A 23423-nucleotide genomic window follows, 5' to 3' on the forward strand; every position below is an offset into this window, starting at 1 on the left:
CATTTCATGAAAGCACCACACAGCACCAGGAAGGCACTGCGTCGCACCGCGGTCGTCGTCGCCACCGGACTCGCGCTCAGCATGTCCCTCGCCGCGTGTTCCGGATCCGGAACCGGATCGACAGCATCGTCGACTGCCAGCGCCGCGGACATCACCGCGGCCCTGAACGAGAAGTCGACCATCACCGTCTGGGCGTGGGCCCCGGCCGTGGAGAAGATCGCCGCGGCGTTCGAGAAGGAACACCCGAATGTGACCGTCAAGGTCGTCAACGCGGGAACCGGCAACGATCAGTACATCAAGCTCCAGAACGCGATCAAGGCAGGGTCCGGCGCGCCGGACATCGCCCAGATCGAGTATTACGCGCTTCCGCAGTTCGCGTTGTCCAAGTCGCTCGCCGACCTCAGCGCATACGGCTTCGACTCGTACGCGTCCGAATACACCGACAGCACCTGGGGATCGGTCAAGCTCGGCGACGGCATCTACGCCCTCCCGCAGGACTCCGGCCCCATGGCCATGTTCTACAACAAGGCCGTCTTCGACAAGTACGGCCTCACCGTTCCCACCACCTGGGACGAGTACGTCGCAACGGCCAAGAAGCTGCACGAGGCCAACCCGAACGCCTACATCACCAACGACACCGGCGACGCCGGCTTCACCACGAGCATGATCTGGCAGGCCGGCGGCCAGCCGTACACCACGACGGACTCCACCAAGGTCAGCATCAACCTCCAGGACGCGGGCTCGAAGAAGTTCGCAGACACCTGGAACACGCTGCTCAGCAACGACCTCCTCGCCGCAACGCCCAGCTGGAGCGACGAATGGTACAAGGGCCTCGGCGACGGCACCATCGCCACCCTCAACATCGGTGCCTGGATGCCCGGCAACCTCGAGTCCGGTGTGAAGGAAGCCGCCGGTGACTGGCGGGTCGCACCGCTGCCGACGTACACGGCAGGCGACAAGGCAAGCGCCGAGAACGGCGGCGGTGGAGATGCCATCCTCGAGCAGAGCAAGAACAAGCTCGTCGCAGCCGGTTTCCTCCAGTACATGAACGAGGGCGCGGGCACCCAGATCTCGATCGACGCCGGCGGATTCCCGTCGACCGTCGCCGACCTGAACTCCGACGCGTTCCTGAACGCCACGAGCGACTACTTCGGCGGCCAGAAGATCAACCAGGTCCTCGTGCAGTCCGCGAAGGACGTCGTTCCCGGCTGGAGCTACCTCCCGTTCCAGGTCTACTCGAACAGCATCTTCAAGGACACGGTCGGCCAGGCGTATGCCGCCAAGTCCGACCTCAATGCCGGGTTGACCGCGTGGCAGAAGGCCACCGCGGACTACGGCAACCAGCAGGGCTTCACCGTCACCAGCAAGTAGCATCCTGCGCCACCGTCGGAGAAGGGTGGGCCTGGACCAGGCCCACCCTTTTCCGTCGCCTTCACCACCGTCGTACCGAACAAAGAGGATCTTCTCCCGTGTTGCACGCCCGGCTCAGCATCACCCGCGACAACGTTGTGGCACCCGTTTCGCCCCGGATCTTCGGCTCCTTCGTCGAACACATGGGCCGCGCCGTGTACACGGGCATCTACGAGCCCGGTCATCCCGCCGCGAATGCGGAGGGATTCCGCCAGGACGTGCTCGACCTGGTGCGGGAACTGAACCCGAGCCTCGTCCGCTATCCCGGAGGCAACTTCGTCTCCGGCTTCCGCTGGGAAGACAGCGTCGGCCCCCGCGACACGCGCCCCGTGCGCCTCGACGTGGCGTGGCACAGCATCGAGACCAACGAGGTCGGCCTGCACGAATTCGCGGCCTGGGCGGAGACCGCGGGCGTCGAGGTGATGCAGGCCGTGAACCTGGGCACCCGGGGCGTCGCGGAAGCCGCGGCCCTGCTCGAATACGCCAATCACCCGGGAGGCACCACCCGCTCCGAGGAGCGCAGGGCCAACGGTCGCACGGAACCGTTCGGCATCCGCGTCTGGTGCCTCGGCAACGAAATGGACGGCCCCTGGCAGATCGGCCACAAGACCGCCGAGGAATACGGGCGCCTCGCCGCCGAGACCGCCCGGGTGATGAAATGGGTCGACCCCACCATCGAACTCGTCGTCGCCGGCAGCTCCAACGCCGAAATGCCCACCTTCGGCAGCTGGGAACGCACGGTGCTCGGGCACACCATCGACCTCGTCGACCACATCTCCCTGCACGCCTACTACGAGGAGAAGCCCGGCGACCTCGGCAGCTTCCTGGCCTCCGGCGTCGGCCTGGACCGCTTCATCGGAGACGTCGTCGCGATCGTCGACGACGTGGCGGCGGAACGGGGCGTCGACCGCTTCATCGGCATCAGCGTCGACGAGTGGAACGTCTGGTACCAGACCCGCTTCAACGAGGTGGACAAGGAGGACCTGCTCACCGGCGACTGGAACGCCCACCCCCGGCTGATCGAAGACGAGTACAACGTCAGCGACGCCGTCGTCGTCGGTTCCCTGCTGATCTCCCTGCTGCGCAACAGCGACCGGGTCTCGATGGCCAACCTCGCCCAACTCGTGAATGTGATCGCCCCGATCAGGTCCGAACCCGGCGGACCGGCCTGGCGACAGACCACGTTCTTCCCCTTCGCGTTGACCGCGGGCGCAGCCCGCGGCGACGTGCTGGCCACCGCGATCCACTCCGACACCTACGAAACCGTCGCCCACGGCACCGTCGACGTAGCGGATGCCGCCGCGACGGCCACCGACGACGAGGTCGTGCTGTATCTCGTGAACCGGTCGAGCACCACCCCGCTCACCCTGGACGTGGACCTGGCCGGGGCACCCGCCGGAGCGATCCGGTCCGCGCGGAGCGTGCACGCCCCGGACGGCGGCGACCGGTTCAGCACGAATGCCCTCGATCATCAGGAGACGGTGGCACCCGTCGAGCTCACGGGCCTGACGCTGTCGGAAGACGGTGCCCGCCTCACCGCGGTGCTGCCGGCACTGTCCTGGTCCATCGTCCGCCTGGCCGCCCGGAGCGCGTCATGAGCACCGTGAGCGCGACCATCGCGGCAACATCGACAGCGACCCGCTGGGTGCGCTGGCCGGATGCGCACACACTCGCCGACGGCACGGAGAGCCTGGCGTCCGGAACCGCCCGTATCGCATACGGCGCCGACTACAACCCCGAGCAGTGGCCGGAGGCGGTCTGGGCCGACGACATGCGGCTGATGCGCGAGGCCGGCGTGAACATCGTCAGCGTCGGCATCTTCTCCTGGGCGCTGCTGCAGCCCACCATCGACAGCTGGGATTTCGGCTGGCTCGACCGCGCCCTCGACCTGCTGCACTCCAACGGCATCGCCGTCGACCTCGCCACCGCAACCGCGAGCCCGCCACCCTGGCTGACCGAGGCGCACCCCGAGGTGCTGCCCGTGAACCGGCTCGGCGAGACCATCTGGCCCGGCGGCCGCCAGCAGTGGCGTCCGACCTCACCGGTCTTCCGCCGGTACGCCCTGGCCCTCGTCGAGAAGATGGCCATGCGCTACGCCGACCATCCCGCACTCGCCATGTGGCACATCAGCAATGAACTCGGCTGCCACAACGTCTACGACTACTCTGACGACGCCGCTGCGGCCTTCCGCGGCTGGCTCGCAGGCCGGTACGGCTCGCTCGTCGAACTCAACCGGGCCTGGGGCACCGCGTTCTGGTCCCAGAACTACTCGAGCTGGAGCCAGATCCTGCCGCCGCGCCTCGCCGCCACCCACCCGAACCCCACCCAGCAACTCGACTTCGCCCGGTTCTCCAGCGACGCACTCAAGGACTACCTGGTCGCCGAGCGCGAGATCCTGCGGCAGGCGACTCCCGAGGTTCCGATCACCACCAACTTCATGGTGATGGGGGAGACCCGCGGCATGGACTACGCGGACTGGGCCGACGAGGTCGACATCGTCTCCAACGATCACTACCTGCTCGTCGCAGACCCGGAGGCCTTCGAGGAGCTGTCGTTCTCGGCCAACCTGACCGGCCAGATCGCGCATCGTGCGCCCTGGTTCCTGATGGAGCATTCCACCAGCGCCGTGAACTGGCAGCCGGTCAACCAGGCGAAGTCGCCCGGCCAGCTGCGCCGCGACAGCCTCACGCACGTCGCGCATGGCGCGGACGCGGTCTGCTTCTTCCAGTGGCGACAGTCGCTGGCCGGCGCCGAGAAGTTCCATTCCGCGATGCTCCCGCACGCGGGTGAAGACAGCACCGTCTTCCGCCGGGTCGCCCGCTTCGGCGGCGACCTCGCCGGCCTCGCCGAGGTCGCGGGAAGCCGGACCCGGCAGGCCCGCATCGGCATCCTCTTCGACTGGGACTCGTGGTGGGCCTCCGAGCTCGACTCGCACCCCACCGAGCTGCTGCGCTACAAGGCCGAGGCGATGACCTGGTACACCGCGGCGCTCGCGAACGGGCTCCAGGCCGACATCATTCCCGCCCGATCGGTGCTTCACGGACCCGGCCTCGACGGCTATGACCTCGTGATCGCCCCGATGCTCTACGTGGTCACGGCAGACCTCGCGGAAGCGCTCACCGGCTATGTGACCGGTGGTGGCCACCTCACGGTCGGCGTCTTCTCCGGCATCGCCGACGCCGACGACCACATCCACCCCGGCGGCTACCCCGGTGCCTTCCGTGAGCTGCTCGGCGTGCGCGCAGAGGAATTCGGCGGCCTGCTCGCCGGCCAGGCCGTCGGACTGTCCGGCGACCTGCCCGCGGGCTCGACAGGGACGCTGCTCACCCACGACGTCACCGTGCGGAACGACGTCGACGTGCTCGCGCGCTTCGACGACGGCCCGTTCCCCGGCGTGCCGGCCATCACCGGCCGTGCCGTCGGTGCCGGACGGGCCAGCTTCGTCGGGACGGTACTCGACAGGGAAGCCCTCGTCGCCCTCGTCGGTCGCTTCGCCGCGGATGCCGGCATCGCCTCACCGCTGCCCTCCGACGTGCGCGGCACTGTCCAGCTCGCCGTGCGTGAGACGGACACCCTCGAGTACCTCTTCTACATCAACCATTCCGCGCATGCGGTCACGGTGGCACTCACCCCGTTCGATGGATGCCTCACGGCCGTCGATCTCGGAGGAAGCACCCTGGCCGCCGGCTCGCTCACCCTCCCGGCGACCGGGGTCGCCGTGCTGAGCCGGCCGCGGGCGGGGAGTGACCGTGGCCGACTTCGCGATCGGCGAGACCGACTTCCTCCTGGACGGCACGCCGTTCCGGGTGCTCGCCGGCGCCATCCACTATTTCCGGGTTCATCCGGACCACTGGGCGGACCGGATCCACAAGGCCCGGCTGATGGGGCTCAACACGATCGAGACCTACGTGGCGTGGAACGCGCATTCGCCGGTTCGCGGGCAGTTCCGCACCGATGCCGGGCTCGACCTGGCCAGGTTTCTCGACCTCATCGCGGCGGAGGGGATGTACGCCATCGCGCGGCCGGGTCCCTTCATCTGCGCCGAGTGGGACAACGGCGGCCTGCCCGGCTGGCTTTTCCGCGACCCGGCCGTCGGCGTGCGGCGCAACGAACCGCTCTACCTCGCGGCGGTCGCCGAATACTTCGGGCAGCTGCTGCCGATCGTGGCCTCCCGCCAGATCGACAGGGGCGGGCCCGTCATCCTCGTGCAGATCGAGAACGAATACGGCGCATACGGCGCCGACAAGGACTACCTGCGTGCGCTCGTCGACCTCAACCGGGCCGGCGGCATCACGGTGCCGCTCACCACGATCGACCAGCCCACCGACCAGATGCTGACCGACGGCAGCCTTCCCGGCCTGCACAAGACCGGCTCGTTCGGGTCGCGGGCCACCGAACGACTGGCGACCCTGCGCCGCCACCAGCCGACGGGGCCGCTCATGTGCGCCGAATTCTGGAACGGCTGGTTCGACCACTGGGGAGCCCACCACCACACCACCTCCGCGGAGGACTCGGCCCGTGAGCTCGACGCCCTGCTCGCCACCGGCGCTTCCGTGTCGCTCTACATGTTCACCGGCGGTACCAATTTCGGCTTCACCAACGGGGCCAACGACAAGGGCGTGTTCCAGCCGACGGTCACGTCCTACGACTATGACGCTCCGCTCTCCGAGAGCGGGGAGGTGACGGAGAAATACCTCGCCTTCCGCGAGGTGCTCGCCCGGTACGGGCCGGTGCCGGCCGAACTGCCCGAAGCCGTTCCGGCGGCGCCCGCCTTCGAGGTCGAGCTCGATGAGTCGGTGACGCTCTGGGACGCTCTGCGCGAGCTGGCGGACCCGGCCGCCGAACCCGTGCCGGGGCTGCCGAGCATGGATGCCCTCGGCCAGTACACCGGATTCGCGCTGTACCGCAGCAGGCTGGCCCCCGGCGCACATCTGCTCTCCTTCGGCGCGATCCGCGATCGCGCCCAGGTGTTCGTCGACGGCAATCCCGTCGGCGTTCTGCAGCGCGACCACCACGACCGGTCGATCAGCCTGCCGAAGGGGTCCACGCTCGACCTCCTCGTCGAGGACCAGGGCCGGGTCAACTACGGCCCGAGAATCGGGGAGGACAAGGGCCTGATCGGCCCGGCGACCCTCGACGGGGCGCCGCTCGGGAACTGGCAGGTGCTGCCCCTCGACCTGGACGGATTCGCCGCAGCCGGTAGCCGGCTCTTCGCCCAGCATCCGCGATGCTCCGACGGGGGCGGCGAGCGCGATCTCGATCCCGACCTGGACGTCGATCTGACATTCGCCTTCGACTCGCTCCGGGCCGCCGAGCCCGCCGCGGACACGGTCGCCGTGGAGGCCCCGGTCGGCTCGCTGAGCGGACCCGCGTTCGCGCGCGGCTCGTTCGACGCAGAGCAGGGACGCGACCTCTTCCTCAGCACGGCCGGCTGGGGCAAGGGCCAGGCCTGGATCAACGGGTTCAACCTCGGGCGGTTCTGGGACCGCGGACCGCAGAGCACCCTGTACGTGCCGGGCCCGGTGCTGCGGGAGGGCAATGAGCTCCTCGTGCTGTTCCTGCACGGAACCGGAAGCAGCCGGGCCCGCTTCGTCTCCCGCGCCGACCTCGGCCACACCGATTTCTAGCGGTCTCCGCCCGGGACCCCGGCCCCCGGGCGGGACTGTCAGCGGTCCCGGCTACGATTGACCCGTGGTTACCGCCCTGTATCGCCGCTACCGGCCAGAGACCTTTGCCGAGATGATCGGCCAGTCCCAGGTGACCGAACCCCTGATGACGGCCCTGCGCACGAATCGGGTGAACCACGCGTACCTGTTCAGCGGCCCCTCCGGCTGCGGCAAGACCACGAGTGCGCGCATCCTCGCCCGCTGCCTCAACTGTGCAGAGGGCCCGACCGACACCCCGTGCGGTGTCTGCCCGAGCTGCGTCGAGCTCTCCCGCGACGGTGGCGGCTCGCTCGACGTCGTCGAGATCGATGCCGCGAGCCACAACGGCGTCGACGACGCCCGCGACATCCGGGAGCGCGCCATCTTCGCGCCCGCCCGCGACCGCTACAAGATCTTCATCCTCGACGAGGCGCACATGGTCACGCCGCAGGGCTTCAACGCTCTGCTCAAGATCGTCGAAGAGCCGCCGGAACACGTGAAGTTCATCTTCGCGACGACCGAGCCCGAGAAGGTCATCGGCACGATCCGCTCGCGCACCCACCACTACCCGTTCCGGCTCGTCCCGCCGGGCCCGATGCTCGAATACGTGCAGACGCTCTGCGAGAGCGAGAAGGTCGCCGTCGCACCCGGCGTGCTTCCGCTCGTCGTCCGCGCCGGCGGCGGGTCGCCCCGCGACACCCTCTCGCTCCTCGACCAGCTCATGGCCGGTTCCGACGACCACTCCGTGGATTACGACCGCGCGGTCGCCCTCCTCGGCTACACGAGCGCGTCCCTGCTCGACGAGTCGATCGACGCGATCGCCGCCCGCGACCCCGCCGCAGCCTTCGACGCGGTCGACCGGGTCATCCAGACCGGCCAGGACCCGCGCCGCTTCGTCGAAGACCTCCTCGAGCGCATGCGCGATCTCATCGTCGTCGCCGCAACCTCCGCAGCGGGCGCGTCCGCCGTGCTCCGCGGGGTTCCGCAAGACGAGATCGAGCGGATGGCCGTTCAGGCCGCCAAGTTCGGCCCGGCCGAGCTCTCCCGCACCGCCGACATCCTCAACACCGCACTCACCGAGATGACCGGCGCGACCTCGCCCCGGTTGCACCTCGAACTCATGATCGCCCGCGTGCTGATCCCCGCGAGCGACGACTCCACCCGCGGCGCGCTCGCCCGCGTCGAACGGCTCGAGCGCCGCATCGGTGTTGGTAGGAGCGCTGTGGGTGCAAGCGATGTCGGTACAAGCGGTGCCGATACGAGCTCGGCCGCATCGGTGGCTCCCAGCTCCGCGACGCCCGCCGTTTCGTCTCCGACGGATGCTTCGCACGCCCCCGATGCACGCCCCGTGCCGGTCGCCGATCGCGGTGCGCCTGCGCCCGAAGCCCCCGTGACCCCCGCGGTCTCCACTGTTCCCACGAGCCCTCCGGCAGGTCAGGCATCCGTCGCGCCGGCCGTCGTTGCCGCGGCCCGCCCGATCGGGCCGGTCACGTTCCAGCAGGTCAAGGACGCCTGGCCAGAGGTCCTCGAGGCCGTCCAGACCGCCAAGACGAGCGCGTGGCTCGTGCTCTACACGGCGAACGTGCTCGAATTCCGCGACGGCGACCTCCTCGTGCTGTCGTTCCCGAGCCAGAAGGATGTCGCCGGCCTCAAGCAGTCAGCCGCGCCGGGGGAGGGCGTCGGCGACTACCTCAAACGGGCGGTCAATTCGGTCCTCGGCTTCACGCCGCGCCTCATCGCCAAGGTCACCGAGCCCGGGGCATCAACCCCCGTCGCCGGCCCGTCAGCTGTGCCCAGTGCGTCGCCCGCGCCAGAGCCACAGACATCGAGCCCTGCCGCCGCCGCGTCGCAGGCCGCACCGCCGGCCGCTGCGGTGAGCGACGGCGCCGCCGACACACCGTTCGGACGCCCGGACGCGTCAGCATCACCGACCGGACCCTCGGCCACCGCAGGGTCCAACGCCCCGACCCGGGCATCCGCTCAGCCGGCATCGGCACCGCGGTCCACCCCCGTCGAGCCGACCGGCTCCGTCACCGCCTGGGCGACCGTCGCGATTCCGGGCGCGGGCGACGCGTCCACCGGGGCGACGGCCCCCGCGACCGCACCTGCCGCGACCGCTGCCCCTGCCGCCGCTGCACCGAACGCGGCAACACCGGCACCCTCGGCTCCGGCGGCGCCCGGCCCCACGGCATCCGCTGCCCGACAGGGTGAACCGCCATACGACGACGAACCGCCGCCGTACGACGACAGCGACGTGCCGCCGGACGAGGACACCCCACCGGACCGCAACGCGGGCTCGGCCAGACAGGGTCAGAACCGGTCGCCCGCGCGCCAGGTTCCTCCCGCACCCGAGGCGCAGCCGGCACCGGTCGATCGCAACGTCACTCACACCGGGCCGAACACCATCGCCCCGAACGGCAGGCGCAGCCCGGCCTTCGAGGAGAAGCAGCGCTACGGGGAATCCGTCGTCCGCGAGGTCCTCGGTGCGACCTTCCTCGAAGAACAGCCGTACGAACCGGCACCCCGAACCAGAGGCGACTGACCCATGTACGAAGGAATCGTCCAGGAACTGATCGACGAACTCGGCCGCCTGCCCGGAATCGGGCCGAAGTCCGCGCAGCGTATCGCGTTCCACATTCTGCAGACCGAGAGCTTCGACGTCACCCACCTCGCCAATGTCCTCCTCGAGGTGCGCGACAAGGTGCGCTTCTGCGAGATCTGCGGCAATGTCTCCGAGCAGCCGACGTGCATGATCTGCCGCGACCCGCGCCGCAATCCCGCGATGATCTGCGTCGTCGAAGAGGCCAAAGACGTCGTGGCGATCGAGCGCACCCGCGAGTTCAAGGGGCTCTACCACGTGCTCGGTGGCGCGATCAGCCCCATCGACGGCATCGGGCCAGACCAGCTCCGCATCCGCCAGCTGCTGCAGCGCCTCTCCGACAACACCGTCCAGGAGGTCATCATCGCGACCGACCCGAACCTCGAGGGCGAGGCGACGGCGGCCTACCTGTCGCGCCTGCTGACGACCCTCGAGATCACGGTCACCCGGCTCGCCTCCGGCCTGCCCGTCGGTGGCGACCTCGAGTACGCCGACGAGGTCACCCTCGGCCGTGCCTTCGAGGGTCGCCGCACCGTCTCGAGCTGACCCCGGCTCCACGCCCGCGTGCGCGGCGTCACATTGCCGGTGCCGAATACATCAGCATTTAGGATGGAAGACGGGGCTATGCCCGCCATGCCCGCAGACCCGAACCCCCAGGAGCGCCACGTGAGCTTGATCGTGCAGAAGTTCGGCGGATCATCCGTCGCAGACGCCGAAAGCATCAAGCGCGTCGCCAAGCGCATCGTCGACACCCGCAAGGCCGGCAACGAGGTCGTCGTCGCGGTCTCCGCGATGGGCGACTCCACAGACGAGCTCCTCGACCTCGCCCACCAGGTCACCCCGATCCCGGCACCGCGCGAGCTCGACATGCTCCTCACTGCAGGCGAACGCATCTCCATGGCCCTTCTCGCCATGGCGATCAAGAGCATGGGCTACGACGCGCGCTCCTTCACCGGCAGCCAGGCCGGCATGATCACCGACGCGCACCACGGCGCCGCGCGCATCGTCGACGTCACGCCCGGTCGCATCCGCTCGGCTCTCGACGAGGGCGCCGTCGCGATCGTCGCAGGCTTCCAGGGCTTCAATCGCGACACCATGGACATCACGACCCTCGGTCGCGGCGGCTCGGACACCACGGCCGTCGCCCTCGCCGCCGCCCTGAACGCCGACATCTGCGAGATCTACACGGATGTCGACGGCGTGTTCACCGCGGACCCGCGCGTCGTTCCCCGGGCGCACAAGCTCGACCGCATCTCGAGCGAGGAAATGCTCGAGCTCGCCGCAGCCGGCGCCAAGGTCCTCTACATCCGGGCCGTGGAATACGCCCGGAGGCACGGGGTGACCCTGCACGTGCGCTCATCGTTCAACAACAATCTCGGCACGATCGTGTACAACCCCGACACGACCGACCCGGCGACCGCGCTCCCGGATGGAACCGTTGGCACGCCTCCCGTTACCAGTACGACCGAATCCCTGATCGGAGAAAAAGTGGAAGAGCCCATCATCGCCGGGATCGCCGCCGACCTCAGCGAGGCGAAGGTGACCGTCGTCGGCGTTCCCGACATCCCCGGCAAGGCCGCGCAGATCTTCAAGATCGTCGCGAACACCAACGCCAACGTCGACATGATCGTCCAGAACGTGTCCGCCGCCTCGACCGGGCTGACCGACATCTCCTTCACCCTTCCGAAGTCGGAAGGACAGCGGGTCCTGACCGCGCTGACGAACGAACGCGGAAACGTCGGGTTCGCGAGCCTGCAGTACGACGACCAGATCGGCAAGCTCGCCCTCGTCGGCGCGGGCATGCGCACCAACACCGGTGTCTCCGCGAAGCTGTTCGCCGCACTCTACGAGGCAGGGATCAACATCGAGATGATCTCGACGAGCGAGATCCGCATCTCGGTCGTCACCCGCGCGGACACCATCAACGAGGCGCTCCGGGTCGTGCACACCGCGTTCGACCTCGACGACGACGCCGAGGCCGTCGTCCACGGCGGCACCGGCCGCTGAGCCGCGCCGCCCCGGCATCGCCGGGAACCGAGCCACACACACCGCGTCACCCGCAGTCAGACCGTCAGACAGCACGACAGACAGATACTAGGGAAGAAACCGTGAGCAGCACAGCAGGAATCCACATCGGAGTCGTCGGGGCAACCGGCCAGGTGGGCGCCGTCGTCCGGCACCTGCTCGAGCAGCGGGACTTCCCGGTTGCGGGCATCCGCTACTTCGCCTCTGCCCGTTCGGCCGGAACCACCCTGCCGTGGAAGGACGACCGGATCGTCGTCGAAGACGCCGCGACGGCCGACCCGACCGGGCTCGACATCGCGATCTTCTCCGCCGGGGCGACCCTGTCCAAGGTCCAGGCCCCCCGGTTCGCCGCTGCCGGCGTCACCGTGATCGACAACTCGTCCGGCTGGCGGATGGACCCCGACGTTCCCCTCGTCGTCAGCGAGGTCAACCCTGAAGCCATTCACCACGCGGTCAAGGGCATCATCGCGAACCCGAATTGCACCACGATGGCCGCGATGCCCGTGCTCAAGGTCCTGCACGACGAAGCCGGGCTGCAGCGCCTGATCGTGAGCACCTACCAGGCCGTATCCGGCAGCGGGCTCGCCGGTGCCCAGGAACTGGCCAGCCAGATCCGCGCCGCCGCGCACAGCGACAACCTCCTCCAGCTCGTCCACGACGGGTCCGCCGTCCCGATGCCCGAACCCGTGCTGTACGTGCGCCCGATCGCCTTCGACGTCGTTCCGCTCGCCGGTTCGATCGTCCACGACGGACTCTTCGAGACGGACGAGGAAAAGAAGCTGCGCAACGAGAGCCGCAAGATCCTCGAACTGCCCGACCTGCTTGTCTCGGGTACCTGCGTGCGGGTGCCGGTCTTCACGGGCCACTCCCTGTCCATCAACGCCGAATTCGCGAACCCGCTCTCGGTCGCCCGTGCGCTCGAGCTGCTCAAGGATGCTCCGGGCGTCGTGCTCACGGACGTCCCCACTCCGCTCGAGGCCGCGGGCAAGGACCCGAGCTTCGTCGGTCGGGTCCGCCAGGACCCCGGAGTGCCGGATGGGCGTGGACTGGCCCTGTTCATCACCAACGACAACCTGCGCAAGGGCGCCGCGCTCAACGCCGTCCAGATCGCTGAACTCGTCGCCGCGGACCTGCTCGCGTCCTGACCGACGGTGACTTTTCCGGTCGCGGAGGCGACCGCCGGACCGCGTGCACTACTGTGGAACACCATGGGCGGGTATCGCGTTTCAGAGGGCGTGCGGCGCGTGATCATCGCACTCTTCGCGACCATCGCCGGCGTCGTCGTGGTCTCCACGATCCTGTCGCTGACCGGTCAGCCGGGGTCCGCCTGGTGGGTCGCCGCCACCGGTGTCTTCTGCGCCGCAGCGCTCAACGTCTGCTGGGTGCGCCTGGGCCCTGAACGGCATCGCAGCCCCGTCGTGAGCCTGCCCATCCTGGTGCTGCCCGTGCTCTACACCGTCGTCAGCCCGCTGGCCGCGGCCGGCGCCATCGTCCTCGGAGTGCTGCTCATCGTCCTGGTGCGCTCCCGACGCGTCGACGTCGCCCTCTACAGTGCCGGACTCGCGGGAACCGGCAGTGCCGCGGCCGTCGCCGTCCTCGCAGGCGCGACCGCCTTCGGCCTCCCCAGTTATCTCGCCGCCGGTTGCGCCGGCGCCGCGTATGTCGCGCTCGTGGCGATCATCGAATACCTGCGGATGGTGTTGGTCCGGCCGATCGCGAACCGCACCGGCCCCCTGATCGCGCCGGCGCGGCTGGCGCTGATGTTGCTCGGCTGTGCACTCCTGTCCGCGCTCGTCGTGCTCTTCCACGACGCAGGCCTGGCCGTCAGCCGGGACCCGATCGTGTTCGTGATCGCAACCCTGCTCGCCTTCACTCTCGCCGGCGTCGGGATCAAGCTCATCGGCCGCGTCGTCACGATGCGAAGCCGGCTCACCGGCCTCATCACGGGCGCTGCGGCGCTCGGCGCCGCCGGGCGCGAGGACATCTCCGCCGGCCGTGTCCAGTCCGGGCCTGAGGACGATGCCGAGGCGACCTCCCGGGTCCTCGCACTGCTTCACGAGGCCGTGCGGACGACCATCGGCGTCGAGTACGTCGCCGTGCGCGACCACGCGGCGCGCGTCGGGGAGATCAGCGCCCCCATCCTGCTGTCCGAGTCCGACACCCGGTTCGTCGTCGCGGGCCGCGAGCCGATGGGTGGCGTCTTCACCGCCGACGACAGGAGCGCACTCAACGCCCTCGCCCGCGCGGCCGAACTCGCGATGAGCGCCCACTACAACATCGGCGGCCTCACCGCCCGCGCCAACACCGACCCCCTCACCGGCCTGCCGAACTACCGGGCCTTCCAGACGGCGCTCGCGAACATCAACGACCACCGTGACTACTCGGAGGCCCTCGCCGTCCTGTTCCTGGACCTCGATGACTTCAAGCGCCTCAATGACCGGCACGGGCACCAGAGCGGAGACGACCTGCTCAGGGAACTCGGCCGCAGGCTGCGCATGGTCGTGCGACCGAGCGACGTCGTCGCTCGCGTCGGCGGCGACGAATTCGTCGTGATCCTCACTCACCTGGCCTCTCTCGGCGAGGCGAAGGAGATCGCCGAACGCATCCTCGAGACCTCCGTGCAGCCGCTCACCCTCGGCTCGAGCAGCTACACCCCGACGCTCAGCATCGGCCTCGCCTATTCGGCCCACCGGGAGACGGATGTCTCCCAGCTCGTGCAGGACGCCGACCGGGCCATGCTCGCGATCAAGAAGTCGCGGCGCCGCGGCGGACCGGCCAACGAGAGCAGCATCAACATCTCTAGCCACCGCTCCTCCCAGATCAACGACATCATCGCGCACGCCATCGACGAGGACCTCCTCGAACTCGCATTCCAGCCGATCGTCAGCCTCGTCACGGGCCAGATCTGGGCGTTCGAGGCACTTGTCCGCTACAACGACCCCGTTCTCGGCCCGCTTTCGCCGCCGTCCATCGTGGAGAAGGCCAAGGGACTCGGCCGGATGGACGCCCTCACCCGGCAGGTCGCCGTGAAGGCCATGGCCGCGGCCGCCGACTTCCGCCTCGTCGAACCCCGGGTCACCTGCATGGCCATCAACGTCGAGGCCGGGCAGATCGTGCCCGACCGGGTCGGCACCTTCATGGAGGACCTCGCCGGACGGTATCCGGGAATCTCGCTGTGCCTCGAACTCAACGAGCGTTCCGTCGCCAGGGTGACCCCCGCCATCCGCTCGCAGGCCGACCGGCTGCGCGACCTGGGGCTGCTGATCGCCCTCGACGACTACGGGTCCCAGGACTCCTCGGTGGACGCGCTCGTGCGGATGCCACTGGACATCCTGAAGATCGATCGCAGCCTCGTCGATGACCTCGACGACATCCGCCAGCGTGAGGTGCTCACCGCGCTGCAGGGCTTCGGCGACAACCTCGAATACTCGATGATCGTCGAGGGCGTGGAGAACGAGGCGATGGTCAGGCACCTCGCTGCCATCGGCATCCGCAGCGCCCAGGGCTTCCACTACGGCGTTCCGGAGAGCTTTGAGAAGACCCTGTCCCGTCTCGAGCGCTATGGGGCCGCAGCGGTCGTCCCCGCTGGCGACCTCCCGATCGGTCCAACCGTTGGAGCAGAGACTCCTGCTGCAGCCCCGGCGACCTGACCGATAGTCTCAGTCCATGAGTGAGACCGGGATGGACCGAGCGGTGAGGTCGAATCTTTCGCGCCTCGACCGTTCCGTCTTCCTCTCCCAGCTTCTCCTCGCCGGGGCGACCCTCTTCCTCGTCGCTGTCACCGGGCTCACCGCGATCCAGCGGCTGAGCTCCCCGATGTTCTTCCTCGGCGTGCTCCTGATCTTCATCGTCACGGCCGTCAGCGCCCTCGTCACGTGGAGCGACCACTCCAAGTACTGGATCGTCCTGCTTCCCGTCGTCGACATCATCGCGATCGTGCTGATCTGGCAGGCCGCGACCGCGATCGGCGCGAGTTTCCTCCTGGTGCTTCCCGTGATCTGGCTGTCGACGCACTTCGGAGCGCGGGGTGCGACGGGGAGCGTCATCCTGGCGGCCGTCATGATCTGGGGCGGGACCCTGTTCCGTTCCGTGCCCATTTCCCTGGCCGACGTTCCCCAGCTCGCGATGATACCGACCATGCTGGGCTTCGTCGCGGTGACCACGCACCTGACGACCAAGCGCGCCGCGGCGCAGCGGGTGCTCCTCACCCAGCAGGCCGGCCTGTTCGAGTCGGCCCTGCGACGTTCACGCCGCCAGGAGCAGACCCTCGACGAACTCTTCAACGCTGTGGACTTCGGGGTCGTCGGATTCGACCGTGCCTCCACGGCGAATTTCCTGAACCGTGCCCAGCGCGAGCTGCTCGCCCTCTATGGCACGACAGACAACCGGCCGGCAGTCGTCAGCACGGTGTTCCACGAAGACAGGGTGACCCCGTACGACGAGGTGGACCGGCCGTACTCCCGGGCGCTCCGCGGGGAGACCATCGACCGCCTCACCGTCTGGGTCGGCGAACCCGGCCAGCAGCAGGCTGCCCTCCTGGTCTCCGCGCGACCGATCACCGACGAGAACGGCGACTACGACGGCGGTGTCATGGTCTCGCGCGACGTGACCGCGGAAGTCAGGGCGATCCAGGCCCGCGACGACCTCGTCGCCTCGGTGTCCCACGAGTTGCGCACACCGCTCACGTCCATCCTCGGCTACCTCGAACTCGCTCTCGATGACGAACGTCTCGACCCGTCGACCAGGGGCATGCTCGAGGTCGCGTCGAAGAACTCCGACCGACTGCTCGAGATGGTCTCCGGGCTGCTCACCGACGCGAGTGATTCGAAGCACGAGCCTCCGCTCAATGTCGCCCCGTGCGACCTGGCCGGGATCGTCGCGGACGCTCTCGAATCCGCCGGCCCTTCGGCCTCCAAACGCACCATCGGGTTCGACGTGGAGGCCCTTCCCGCCGTCACTGTCGAAGCGGATGCGTTCCGCTTGCGGCAGGTCGTCGACAACGTCCTCTCGAACGCGATCAAGTACAACGTCGAGTCCGGGCGGATCGGGGTCACGCTTGCCGTCGCCGATGGGCTGGCGGAACTGCGGATCTCGGATACCGGCAGGGGGATGACCGTCGAGGAACAGACCAAACTGTTCGACAGGTTCTACCGTGCGGACTCGGTACGGAATTCGAGCGTGCACGGCACCGGGCTCGGGCTGAGCATCAGCAGGGACATCATGCGCAAGCACGGGGGCGACCTGCGCCTCGAATCCACCAAGGGCAAAGGCTCGGTGGCGGTCTTCACGCTACCCCTGACGTCCGTCGCCAGCCGATAGACTGCCCTCAGAAGGGGGCCCAGCACTTGGACTCGACCACGCTCTTTATCGTCAGCGCGCTCATCGTCGTGCTCTGCGGGGTGTCGTTCATCCTGAACACGGCCCTCAACCGCAATGACGCGGCGGGCAAGCTCTGGAGCCTCGCCTTCATCGCAGGGATCGCCGTGGCCTTCGGCTACGGTGTGGCGATCATCGGGGCATCGAACTGGTGGGGTCTCGTGGTCGGCAACGTCGGCCTCGTCGTGCTGTCCGGGGCGTTCTGGAGCGGTTCCCGCCTCTACAACTCGCGGGAGTCCCTGCTGTGGACCGTCGGAGCGGCCGGAGCGGTCGTCGCGATCTGGACGCTCGTCACGGCGCCGGGCGGCGACGGCTGGGGCGCCTCAGGGGTGACCTGGGCGGCCATGGCCGCCTTCGGCGCCCTGGCCGGTTCTGAGGCGCTGCGGGGCAGGCTCGGCAGGAACATCAACGGCAGGATTCTGGGTCTGAGCCTCTGGATCCTGACGGTCTACACATCGGCGCGGGTGGTCGCCCTGATCGTGCTCGGCCACGACCACCCGGACTTCTCCCGGTTCTTCGGAACAGGATCTGCGTCGATCGTCAACATGTCCCTGATCGTGGTCGGTTCCATCGCCATTTCGATCCTCCGCGCCGAGAAGCTCGGCAACAACGCCGTCGGGGACTTCACCGATGGCATCCACTCTGCGGCGGGAGTGATGACGTCGGGTGCCTTCGTGCAGGCGGCGACCGACCACATCGAGAGGGCGGACCGCTGGCAGCTCGGACTCGCCGTGATCGGTGCCGACATCGACAACCTCCCGGAGATCAACACCGCCTTCGGGCGCGCCGCAGGTGACGCGGCCATCGCCCGGTTCGCCCAGACTCTGCGGTACAGCGCGCCCGTGATGGCCCTGATCGGGCACCCCGCCGCCGGCAGCTTCCTCATTCTCGTCAGTGTTTCGTCCGCCACGGAGGCCCGGAGCATCACCGAACGCATCCAGACCGCGCTCGTCGACGAACCGGTCACGGACTCCTATCGCATCCGCCTGACCGCGAGTTTCGCCATCGCGGACACCTTCGACCACGGCTACGAGCTCGGCGTACTCACGTCGGCCGTCACCGAGGCCATCCGCACGCTCAAGCGCGGCGGTGGCAACGACATCACGGTCGTCTCCGAAGCGGCCTGAGACCCGACGGACCGAGTCGCGGAAGCCGGCCGACCGGCGGCTATCCGGCGGGGGTGAGCGCGACGGTGATCTCGTCGCTCGCCGTCGACTTGGCGAATGCCGCCGAGGTCGGCGTCGACTGCACGAGGACCTCGTAGGTGAATGCGAGCGTGATGCTCGTCGCAGCGGGGTCGACCGCGGGCAGGATGAACGTCTGGCTGTAGCTGTACGGCGTCTTGATCAGGTAGCCGGGCGCGATCGAGGCCTGGTCGACCGAGGCGGGCGGGGCGGTCAGGGGGCCGCTGGGGCCCTTCACGGACGCGGCGACGCTCACCCGGGAGAGGTAGACGGCCTGGCCGTCGTCCGTTCCGAGGGTTCCGATCAGAGAGAAGCTGATCGGCTTGTTCGCGGCGGGTGTCCATTCGCCGATGTTGAGCGTCGACCAGTAGTTCACGGCGAGGGTGACATCGCCGGCCTTGAGGTTGCGGGTCGTCGAACCGGTCGCGAGGTCATTGATCACCGGAATGATCGGGGCCACCGAGAAGGTGGCCGTCGGCGTGCTCGAGGCGAGACCCGTCGACCAGGGTGCCTGGCCGCATCCGCTCAGAGACGCTGTGAGCAGAAGACCCAGACCGAGCGCGGCAAGCACTCGTGAGAGGGAACGAGCAGGCATGAGGACTCCCGTGGATCGTGGTTCAAGCCCGAACAGGGGGCTGCGCTTGAGCTTATCTTGCGGAGACCTTGACCGGGGGTGTGGCAAAAGTTGCGGTTCGGATGGGAGAGTAAGACCTGTGAACGAGAACCCCCAGAATTCCCCGTATGTCAAGGCGCAGCCCCCGGTTGACCCTTCCCTCGCGGCCTACGCGAACGATTTCACGGAAATCGTCGACGCTCTGCCCGTGTTCCGCCCGACCATCGGGTGCATCGTTCCTGCGTACAACGAAGCGGACTCCATCGCTTCAGTCCTGGATTCCCTGCTCGCCCAGACCCGTCTTCCCGACGTGATCCACGTCGTCGTGAACAACACGACGGACGACACGGTCGAGATCGCCAGCCACTACGCCGGCCCGCACATGCGGATGACCGACGGTGTCGAGCAGTTCACCGAGATCTTCGTCCACGACATCGGGGAGAACCCGGACAAGAAGGTCGGTGCGCTCAACTACGGCTTCTCGCTCATCGAGGGCTGCGACTACCTCCTCGGCGTCGACGGCGACACCACCGCAGACCCCCGCGCGGTCTGGCACCTCGAGGCCGAGATCTCCTCCGACACCCGCGTCGGCGGCATCTCCGCCATTTACAGCATCGACGACAGCCAGATCGACGGCACGATGGGTAAGTTCCTCATCGCCGGCCAGCGCACCCAGTTCGCCGCCTTCAACATGCAGAACATGCTCCGCGGCCGCAACATGGCCGTCCTCGGCGGGCAGTTCTCGATCTTCTCGATCCGGACCCTCCAGGAAGTCATGATCGACAGCAAGCAGTCCACTCCGTGGGTGAAGGACAGTGAGGTCGAGGACTCCCTCCTCTCCCTGCAGATCAAGAGCGCCGGCTACCTGACCAAGATCAGCGCCCAGGCCCGCGCCAACGTCGGCGGCATGACGACCCTGCGCGGCCTCGACGCCCAGCAGGTCAAATGGAACTTCGGCGCCATCGAGCTGATGTGGCCCGGCCAGCGCGGCGACACGAAGGGGCAGCCCTTCCACCCCAACCTCCGGCTCCGCTGGATCGAGAACTTCTCGATGGCCGTCAACATCGTCACCCGTGGTCTGTTCATCATCTTGCTCGCCGCATCCCTGTCGATCGGCGCCTTCGTGTTCAGCCCGGTCTGGCTGATCCCGCCGCTCGTCGCACTGCTGCTCAACTTCCGCACGGCCTGGTCGATGAAGAACCGCAACGGGCGGGACTTCTTCTTCGCGCTGGCCTGGTTCCCCGCGGAGATCTACATGTGGGTGCGAATCGGACACTTCCTCAGGGCCTGGACGAAGTTCGCGAGCAACAAGCAGGTCGACAACTGGGCGGAGCAGGCCAAGGCAGAGCGCGGCTCCGGAAACGCCTTCCTTTTCCCGCTCATCTTCGCGACGGCCTTCTTCGCCGCGCTCGTGTTCATCTGGCTGCAGCTGCCCGTGGTGGCGCAGTCGACGGTCCTCTGGATCGGCTGGCCGATCCTCGGCGTCACCACCATCATCCAGACCCTCACCATGTTCGGCACACTCGTCAAGCGTCACCGGGGCTACCGGGTGTGATCGCCCTACTCGAAGACGGGGCGCTCGAGACGCTGCTCAACCAGGTGGGCGGCGATACCTCGCTGCGTCACCGATTCCTGCGCGACTTCGTCGCCCTCTGGCCCAGCCGGGCCGAACGGCTTGCGGAGTCCCTCGCCCGGCCTGACCTGGAAGAGGCGCACGTCGTCCTCCTCAGCATCCGTTCGACGAGCACGATGGTGGGAGCCGTCGTGCTCGAAGCGACCGCTGCCCTCGTGCACAGTGCGCTCTCGCGCAATGATCTGCCGGGCTGCCTGCAACACATGCGGCGGCTTGTCGAGGTGGGCGAAGCCACCTGCGCCGAGCTCGCCGTGCTGACGACCAGGGCAGAAGACGCCGAGCGCGCCCAGAAGGCCTGGCAGGCTCAACAAGGGCAACAGCAGGCTCAGTATGAGCAGCAGTCCCACTTCGGCGACCGTGCAGTTCAGCCGCGGCGCTGGGAATTCCCCTCCACGCACGCTCACTGAAACAGGGACGAGCCTCAGGCCCGCCCCTGCGGCATTCCGGCGGAGTGCCGGGCCTCAGTCGTCTTCGGAAGCCGCCAGCCGGTAACCTACGCCGCGCACGGTCTCGAGCCAGCGCGGGGTGGTGAGGCTGTCGCCGAGCTTGCGGCGCAGGTTGCCCATGTGCGCTTCGACGGCACGCTTGTCGGCCTCGTTCACGTAGTACGCGGTCACGTAGCTTTCGCCGCGCAGGAGGAGCGCGAGGTCCGCCTTGCTGCGCACGCGGCGCTTGGAGTCGAGCAACGCGGCGAGCAGGTCGAATTCGGTGCGGGTGAGGTCGAGCTCCGCCGTGCCGAGTACCGCGAGACGCATTTCCGGGCTCAGGCGCAGGCCGTTGTGCTCCATCCAGTCCGCGGCGTCCGGAACGGCGGGCTGCGGCGCGATGAGTGCGAGCGCGTTCGAGGGGGCGGATGCCTGCAGCTGGGCCACCGGGGGAGCCTCGGGCGTCGGGGCGGGCGCCCAGCCCTGCGGGGGCGCCGGCGCATACTCGACCGGGGCGGGGACCCAGCCAGACGGCCCGGGGACGTATCCGGGCGGTGGGGCCTGCTGATACTGCACGGGCGGCGCGGCCTGCTGCGGTGGCGCCTGCTGGTACTGCGCGGGCGGCGCCTGCTGATACTGCGGTGCCCGCGGCCGCTGCGGGGCCTGCTGGTAGGTCGTCGGCTGCGCAACGGGCGGCTGCTGGTAGTGCGGAGCCGCTGCGGCCGGCGGGTACTCGACCGGAGGGCCCTGCGCGTATTCCGGCGCGGATGCGGCCTGCGCGTAGTCGGTGGTGGCGTGCTCTGAGGTCGCATACTCGGCCGGCGCTGCCGGGAAGCCGGAGTCGTCGGAAGCGTCCGCAGACGGGGCATCCGCATAGGTCGAAGACGGTGAGACGAGGGCCTGACGGGGACGACGCATCATGGCGTCGATCCTGGCGCGCAATTCGCGCGGGCGGAACGGCTTGGTCATATAGTCGTCTGCGCCGGCCTCCAGGCCCTGCAGGGTGTCGATTTCCTCGTCGCGCGCGGTGAGCATCACGATGTAGGTCGAGCTGAAGGCGCGAATGCGCTTCGCGGTCTCGAGGCCGTCCATACCCGGCATGCTCACGTCGAGGGTCGTGACGATCGGGTCGTACGCCCGCACCGCGCGCACGCCGTCGACACCGTTGCTCGTCGCGATTGCGTCGAAACCGGCCTGGGTCAGCACGGCCTCGAGGAGATGACGGATATCGTCGTCGTCCTCGATGATGACAGCAACGCGCCGCTCACTCTCCGTTGTTTCCATGATCTATCTCCTAGCTGCTTCGGCCTGCGACCGAAAACGAACAATGAACGGTGTGCTGTCGAGGGAGTGCCGGCGGCACCGGGGCTTACCATCCGGCGGCCTTGGTGAGCGCGAGTGCCTGGGCGTTCCACCAGTCCCCTGCCGTGGGGCCGCCGTTGCAGGTTCCGTCGCTCTCGCCCGGCTGCTTGATCCAGAGGTTCGCATCCTGGGCGCCCTGGTTCGAGACGACGGAGGGCAGGACGCCGAGGGCGCGGCCGGGGGGATTGCACCACTCGCCGTTCGAGCCCGCACCGTTGCGGGAGGTGTCGATCACGTAGTGGGCGCCGTCGGTGAGGTCGGAGACCTGCTGTGCATACGCGTGCTCGGCCGCGGAGTCCATGTAGTTGGACACGTTCGTCGCGAAACCGCGCACGGAGGCAATGCCCGAGCGGTTGAGCAGCCCGGCCATCGCGGACGGGGCGATCCATTCGGAATGGCCGGCGTCGAGGTAGACCGTTGCGCGCGTGGGTGCGAGGAGGTCGACCGCGGTGTGCACCTCGTGAACCCGCTCCTCGACGTTGTTGCACTGGGTGGCGAGGGAGAGGGCATCGGGCTCGAGGATCACGACGGCCTCGCGCAACGTCAGGCTCGTCGCGATCGCCTGCACCCAGCCGGGGTATTCGAGCACCGAGAGTCCGCCGGCCGAGAAGTTGCCGCAGTCCCGGTTGGGGATTCCGTAGAGAACGAAGACGGCCGTCTTCCCGTTTTTCATCGCGGCATCTGTGATGGTCGCGACCTCTTCGCCGACCGTGTCGAGCGGATACTTCTCCGGCGTCAGCCAGATCGCCGCGGGCTGGGCGGCGAGCCGGCCCAGCGCCGTCGCCTCGGCCGAGGTCGCCCCGGACCTTTCGGCTGCATCCGCTGCGGCCTGCGCCGCCGAGGAGGACGGATTAACGTAGAACGAGGTGGTCGCCAGCGGGTTCACGGTCTGACCTCCGGGTACCTGCAGGGCGAAAGCGCTGACGAAAGTGCCGAGGGCAAGCACGGGCACCGCCAGGGCGATGATGCCGAGGACGAGACCTGTACGCGAGCCGGACGAATGCACGAACCCACCCTATCGGGGGGTTATACAGATATGTTACGCAGGAGTATCGTCTGACGGATCTTTGTTCCGTTTTGGTGTCCCATTTCGCCCCCAGTCCGGGGTGATCGGCGGTATCGGGCGCGGTCAGGCGCCCGTGCGCGCGGCG

The 23423-nt window shown here is 68.4% G+C and carries 15 protein-coding genes and 1 pseudogene; 13 read left to right on the forward strand and 3 right to left on the reverse strand.

Annotated features, from left to right (window positions below; genetic code table 11):
- Nucleotides 1-6 precede the first annotated feature (6 nt).
- From RGU41_RS19180 to RGU41_RS19230, 11 genes and pseudogenes are all read left to right on the forward strand, one after another.
- On the forward strand, nucleotides 7-1371 hold the full coding sequence (locus RGU41_RS19180; RefSeq protein ID WP_134449852.1) for an ABC transporter substrate-binding protein: 1365 nt from the start codon (nucleotides 7-9) through the stop codon (nucleotides 1369-1371).
- 98 nt (nucleotides 1372-1469) lie between these two features.
- Nucleotides 1470-3008, forward strand: coding sequence for an alpha-N-arabinofuranosidase (locus tag RGU41_RS19185; RefSeq protein WP_322137130.1), 1539 nt, complete (start codon nucleotides 1470-1472; stop codon nucleotides 3006-3008).
- Nucleotides 3005-5125: pseudogene (locus tag RGU41_RS19190) on the forward strand (beta-galactosidase); the annotation flags it as partial. The gene RGU41_RS19185 and the pseudogene RGU41_RS19190, both read left to right, overlap by 4 nt.
- Nucleotides 5126-5159: 34 nt before the next feature.
- Nucleotides 5160-7037, forward strand: coding sequence for a beta-galactosidase family protein (locus tag RGU41_RS19195; protein ID WP_322137131.1), 1878 nt, complete (start codon nucleotides 5160-5162; stop codon nucleotides 7035-7037).
- A 64-nt stretch (nucleotides 7038-7101) separates the two neighbouring features.
- A complete protein-coding gene (locus RGU41_RS19200; protein WP_322137132.1) occupies nucleotides 7102-9597 on the forward strand; it encodes a DNA polymerase III subunit gamma and tau in 2496 nt (831 codons plus the stop codon).
- Between the two features lie 3 nt (nucleotides 9598-9600).
- Nucleotides 9601-10200: a recombination mediator RecR gene (gene recR / locus RGU41_RS19205; protein ID WP_134449856.1), complete on the forward strand. Its 600-nt coding sequence runs from the start codon at nucleotides 9601-9603 to the stop codon at nucleotides 10198-10200.
- A 120-nt stretch (nucleotides 10201-10320) separates the two neighbouring features.
- Nucleotides 10321-11661, forward strand: a complete 1341-nt coding sequence (locus RGU41_RS19210; protein ID WP_134450073.1) for an aspartate kinase — start codon at nucleotides 10321-10323, stop codon at nucleotides 11659-11661.
- Nucleotides 11662-11762: 101 nt separating this feature from the next.
- The gene (locus RGU41_RS19215) at nucleotides 11763-12824 is read left to right on the forward strand and encodes an aspartate-semialdehyde dehydrogenase (protein WP_322137133.1); all 1062 of its coding nucleotides are present in this window, start codon (nucleotides 11763-11765) and stop codon (nucleotides 12822-12824) included.
- Between the two features lie 63 nt (nucleotides 12825-12887).
- The gene (locus RGU41_RS19220; RefSeq protein ID WP_322137134.1) at nucleotides 12888-15329 is read left to right on the forward strand and encodes an EAL domain-containing protein; all 2442 of its coding nucleotides are present in this window, start codon (nucleotides 12888-12890) and stop codon (nucleotides 15327-15329) included.
- A 43-nt stretch (nucleotides 15330-15372) separates the two neighbouring features.
- The gene (locus RGU41_RS19225; protein WP_322137135.1) at nucleotides 15373-16998 is read left to right on the forward strand and encodes a sensor histidine kinase; all 1626 of its coding nucleotides are present in this window, start codon (nucleotides 15373-15375) and stop codon (nucleotides 16996-16998) included.
- Between the two features lie 26 nt (nucleotides 16999-17024).
- The gene (locus RGU41_RS19230) at nucleotides 17025-18182 is read left to right on the forward strand and encodes a diguanylate cyclase (RefSeq protein ID WP_322137136.1); all 1158 of its coding nucleotides are present in this window, start codon (nucleotides 17025-17027) and stop codon (nucleotides 18180-18182) included.
- Nucleotides 18183-18222: 40 nt separating this feature from the next.
- On the opposite strand, the gene RGU41_RS19235 is transcribed toward RGU41_RS19230, so the two are convergent.
- Nucleotides 18223-18834: a hypothetical protein gene (locus RGU41_RS19235; RefSeq protein ID WP_322137137.1), complete on the reverse strand. Its 612-nt coding sequence runs from the start codon at nucleotides 18832-18834 to the stop codon at nucleotides 18223-18225.
- Nucleotides 18835-18952: 118 nt separating this feature from the next.
- Here RGU41_RS19235 and RGU41_RS19240 point away from each other — a divergent pair, with 118 nt between their 5' ends.
- Together RGU41_RS19240 and RGU41_RS19245 are read left to right on the forward strand one after the other, a co-directional pair.
- Nucleotides 18953-20407, forward strand: coding sequence for a glycosyltransferase family 2 protein (locus RGU41_RS19240; protein WP_134449862.1), 1455 nt, complete (start codon nucleotides 18953-18955; stop codon nucleotides 20405-20407).
- Nucleotides 20404-20892 (forward strand): hypothetical protein, encoded by a 489-nt coding sequence (locus tag RGU41_RS19245; RefSeq protein ID WP_322137138.1) that lies wholly within the window; start codon nucleotides 20404-20406, stop codon nucleotides 20890-20892. The genes RGU41_RS19240 and RGU41_RS19245 overlap by 4 nt, the downstream gene beginning before the upstream one ends.
- Nucleotides 20893-20946: 54 nt before the next feature.
- On the opposite strand, the gene RGU41_RS19250 is transcribed toward RGU41_RS19245, so the two are convergent.
- Both RGU41_RS19250 and RGU41_RS19255 read right to left on the reverse strand, forming a co-directional pair.
- Nucleotides 20947-22194 carry a winged helix-turn-helix transcriptional regulator gene (locus tag RGU41_RS19250; protein ID WP_322137139.1) on the reverse strand — a complete coding sequence of 416 codons (1248 nt, stop codon included), beginning with the start codon at nucleotides 22192-22194 and terminating at the stop codon, nucleotides 20947-20949.
- A gap of 85 nt (nucleotides 22195-22279) precedes the next feature.
- Nucleotides 22280-23278 (reverse strand): glycoside hydrolase family 6 protein, encoded by a 999-nt coding sequence (locus tag RGU41_RS19255; protein WP_322137140.1) that lies wholly within the window; start codon nucleotides 23276-23278, stop codon nucleotides 22280-22282.
- Between the last annotated feature and the right edge of the window lie 145 nt (nucleotides 23279-23423).

The sequence above is a fragment of the Cryobacterium sp. 10C3 genome (genome assembly GCF_034314285.1).
Lineage (GTDB): Bacteria > Actinomycetota > Actinomycetes > Actinomycetales > Microbacteriaceae > Cryobacterium > Cryobacterium glucosi.